This window comes from Flavobacterium sp., assembly GCF_046153165.1.
Taxonomy (GTDB): Bacteria; Bacteroidota; Bacteroidia; order Flavobacteriales; family Flavobacteriaceae; genus Flavobacterium.
Window position 1 is genome coordinate 1 of record NZ_JBJXEN010000032.1, and the last position, 4,018, is coordinate 4,018.

The 4,018-nt window shown below is 29.2% G+C and carries 4 protein-coding genes; 2 read left to right on the forward strand and 2 right to left on the reverse strand.

The features are described 5' to 3' along the window. Positions 1 to 386 (forward strand): Brp/Blh family beta-carotene 15,15'-dioxygenase (locus ACKVOV_RS04515; RefSeq protein WP_409205579.1); only part of this gene is annotated, 386 nt, incomplete at its 5' end. A gap of 68 nt (positions 387 to 454) precedes the next feature. Here ACKVOV_RS04515 and ACKVOV_RS04520 read toward each other — a convergent pair. Together ACKVOV_RS04520 and ACKVOV_RS04525 are read right to left on the reverse strand one after the other, a co-directional pair. Beyond that, positions 455 to 2,698 (reverse strand): polysaccharide lyase 6 family protein, encoded by a 2,244-nt coding sequence (locus ACKVOV_RS04520; protein WP_409205580.1) that lies wholly within the window; start codon positions 2,696 to 2,698, stop codon positions 455 to 457. Positions 2,699 to 3,057: 359 nt separating this feature from the next. After that, a complete protein-coding gene (locus ACKVOV_RS04525) occupies positions 3,058 to 3,510 on the reverse strand; it encodes a winged helix-turn-helix transcriptional regulator (protein WP_409205581.1) in 453 nt (150 codons plus the stop codon). Between the two features lie 257 nt (positions 3,511 to 3,767). On the opposite strand from ACKVOV_RS04525, the gene ACKVOV_RS04530 reads away from it, so the two are divergent. Further along, on the forward strand, positions 3,768 to 4,018 hold a 251-nt coding region (locus ACKVOV_RS04530; protein WP_409205582.1), incomplete at its 3' end, for a hypothetical protein.

The window sequence follows — 4,018 nt, forward strand, 5'->3', positions numbered from 1 at the left end:
TATTCTTTTTTAAGGGGTTATTTTTTTCAAATAATAAGTATTATTACTATTCTCTTTTACAACAGATTACGCTAATCATTTTTGCCTTTTTTATGCCGCTATGGCTTTGTTTTGCCTTTTATTTTGGGTTCTGGCACTCTTTATTATCCTTTGATAAGATAAGAATCACCTTCAGTATGCCCAATGATTTTCATGGGTGGAAAAACTTACTTGTCAAAGCGGCTCCCTTTTCAATCATGGCATGGTTTGGCTTTACTTATATTACATTTTTAACACTCAATAGTAAAGATGCTTCTGGCATTTTTACACTGCTATTTATTAGCTTATCTGTACTAGCACTCCCTCATTTACAAGTCTTTACAAAGATCAAGCTTAAACCAGATTGATATTTGTTGATTACCCTTTTTTAGGAACATATCCTTTATAAATCAACTGTATCAATACACGGTTTCTATTATTTGTTTACAACAAATTCGTTTTTAATAACACCGCCGCTTTTTTCAAAAGTGTTTTTTAATATAATGTGTGCTGCTCTTACTTCGTCCTTGTATTCAATTATTTTATTGGTAGGATTGCAATTATTGAAAATATTATTTTGAATAATCGATTTTTGAACACCATTTAGTAATACTAAAGTATTTGACACATCTTTAATACTTGTAAATTTATTGTCCACTATTTGAACTAAAGGGCCTAAGGTACTTTCGTCTTTGCCACTTCTAAGTATAGCTATAATTGAGCCGGCGTGATTTGAGATTGCATTATTAGCTATTCTCATATTCTCAACATTATAATAACCTTTTTTGTCGTCCTCGTTATAAAGATTAAAAATCAAACCTTTCCCGTTTGTAAAAGAGCAGTTACTTATTAAGATACTATCTAATAAGCTTGATTTTGACGCAGTAAAAAATACTCCATTATAGCTATTTATAATACAATTTTTCATTGTGAAGCTTGAGTGATTAGGTGATCCAGAAGGGTCGCTAATTACAAAGGATTTAGCATTCAAGGATTGTAGAGCCAAATTTAAATTTTTGAATTCCAGTGAGTAACTTCCATTTATTACAAAAAGACTACTTAAATCAACTAAGCTTTTAAATGTTATTACTTTACTATTTTGGCTTGTAAAAATTACATTTTGTTTTATTTGAATGTTTGAAGGGAACGTATAATTATTATTGGTAAGGTGAATAGAGAGTCTGGTATTCTTATATTTTTCTAATGCTGCAGTAATTTCTTGCTCTGAATTACAATCTACTGAAACTATATTTTCGATATCCTTTTTGAAAGCATACCATTTTGCACCACAATTAGTGTATGCGTTTTCTAACACACGGTTTAAATTGCCTTTAGCCTCATAGCCTGGCCCTTTACTTAAGGAACTGTTTAGTTTTAAGCTAATCAATTGCTTTAACGAATCTGAAATTAAGCTTCCACCTTTTGTTTTAGCTATTGGTATAAATAGTTCACCATTTTTTTTAATGGTAGTTTGATATTTATAAAATCCCTGAATTAAATTCTTTTCCAAATCGTTGTTCACCCCGTTATTGGAAAATTGTATACCACTAATATCATCATAAATATGGTAGATGGTGGTATCGGTTTTACTATAAAAAAGGTTATTTAAAAATTGAACATTTTTTGGTTGCAAACTTCTTTCTGTATTACTGCCCTCGCAAAAACTAATAGGGGAACAATCATAAAAGCTGTTATTTGCAATGACTGCGTCAGATACGCCTACATACCTTATAGCAGGGGAGTTGGGCACTCCATTCATAATAGATAAAGGTGACCTAAAATCTACTCCTTTGCACTTATAAAAGAAGTTATTAACTATTAAATGACCTTTATTAATTACTCTAACTCCGCCAGTTCCTTTTTTACCATTGCCCAGGAATACATTGTTTTCAATAATATTGTAATTCCCATGCCTTAAAACAACCGCACCTTGGCATTCCTTAAATAAGTTATTCTTTACTATATTCTCTCCTGACTTGATAGAAATAATTTCAGCCTCCCCATCGCATTTTTCAAAGTAATTGTCTTCTATTTTTGTATTTGAATTAAATTCACAATGTTCTGAAACTCCTACTCTGATTATTTCCCCTCCATTTGATGCCAATGGAATTCTCAAACCAAAATAATTATGATCAATGGAGTGATAATTGGCCCTGCTTCTATCGTCTTCTAAAATAACCGCTAGTAAAACGCCTAAATTCTTTTTGTTTAGGAAAGAACAATGATCAATGCGATTATTTTTCCCATATAAAGCAACCCAATAATTTTCATCGATTCTTTTGGGGTTATTGAAATCATTAATTACGGTGTTTGTGACCCTGCAATTATTGCCTATTTCGTTATTATTAATACTAAATTTAATAACAGCCTCTTCACCCGCATAACCTTTTGTAAAGTAAAACCCGTCTATTACTATATAATTACCACCAAGTAATAATTTGGAATTTCCAGTAATGAATACTTTTCCTTTTGTTTCAGCTTTAAAAACAATGGGATTTTCTTTATTCCCTTTACAATTCAATTTAAATGTTATATTTTCCCAGATTCCATTTTTTAAGATAATAGTATCTCCAGGCTTGGCATTCTTATTAGCAATTTCAATTTCATTACTATTCGACACAATTGCGTTGGAAGCAAATGCATTAATGCCTATAGTAAAGCTTAAATAAAGAAATAACAATCGTAACATAACTTTTAGATTTTGTAAATTTATATTTATAACATTAGGTATTTAAATCATTACACTAAAATGATTTTTTGAACAGGGCCTAGTTTATGTAATAAATTATTTTAATATGATTTTTTATATTTTAAAAGCCGCTAAATAAATATATACATTTTATTGGCTTTCAATATAGTATTTAACGAAATCCTTTTCGTAAAAATACCTACTCTTTTGTCAATGGTTATTCAGGTTTTCAAGTGTATTCATGGTTTTTAATAGGTTGATCAATCCTTGAAAAATAAGAGGCCGCTATTGCTAGCGGCCTTTGTTATATTTCAGATTGATTGTTTGATTTGTCAAAAAATCTTAGCAGATTAAAAATCCAATAATTTTTTTCTAAACTTAATATACGCCGCTTTTGTATCTTTTATAAATATTGCTTCTGATTTTGCATGCGTATACATATAGGATAATTTCGTTTTATCGATTGGCTTAGTGAGCATTTGACTTCGATAATGGGTAACTGAAAAATTGATAATTTTTGTCATTATCTCAATGGTACTGATTCCTTTATCCGTTAAGGTATATAAAAATACTTTTTTATTAGTTGGATGATTTCTTTTTTCAATTAAACCATCAGCAACTAAAGTTCTTAAACGATCAGCCAATACCTTAGAAGCAATTTTTTCTTTTATTTCAAGTAATTGTCCGTAAGTATATTGTTGGCGGAATAACATATGTCGTATAATCAACAAAGTCCATTTATCTCCAATTACATCTATACCAGTGGTAATTGGGCAATGTGATCTTAAAGGGGTACTATACATACGCTTTTAGTTGAATTTACTAATAATTAGTTAGTTTGCTCTATTTTATAGGTTTATGTTTTGACTTTACGAAATATGTTCAAGTTTATTTTGTTTATTCGACTAAAGTTTCTACAATTAATGACAAATATCATACCTTAAGTCATTGTTTTTAACATGTGTAAGATAGGTTTGAGGCAGTTCGAAGAAATCATATTAAAATATTATGCTATAAATTAAGGATAATACATTAACTAATTTCATACACAAGGATATTTATGAGGTTAATTTATATTTTTATATTTTTTTATTTATTGATTCATTTTGATGCTAAGTCACAAAATAATAAATTAGATAAATTATATTATGCGCACATTGATAAAGAACTTTATTTGCCAGACGAAAATATATGGTTTAAAATATATATTCACAACCCCTATTTCCTTGACAGTAAAACAAGTAATATTTATGTTGACTTGGTGGATGAAAATAAAAAACTGCTTGAACACCAAGTTTATCTAACTTATTT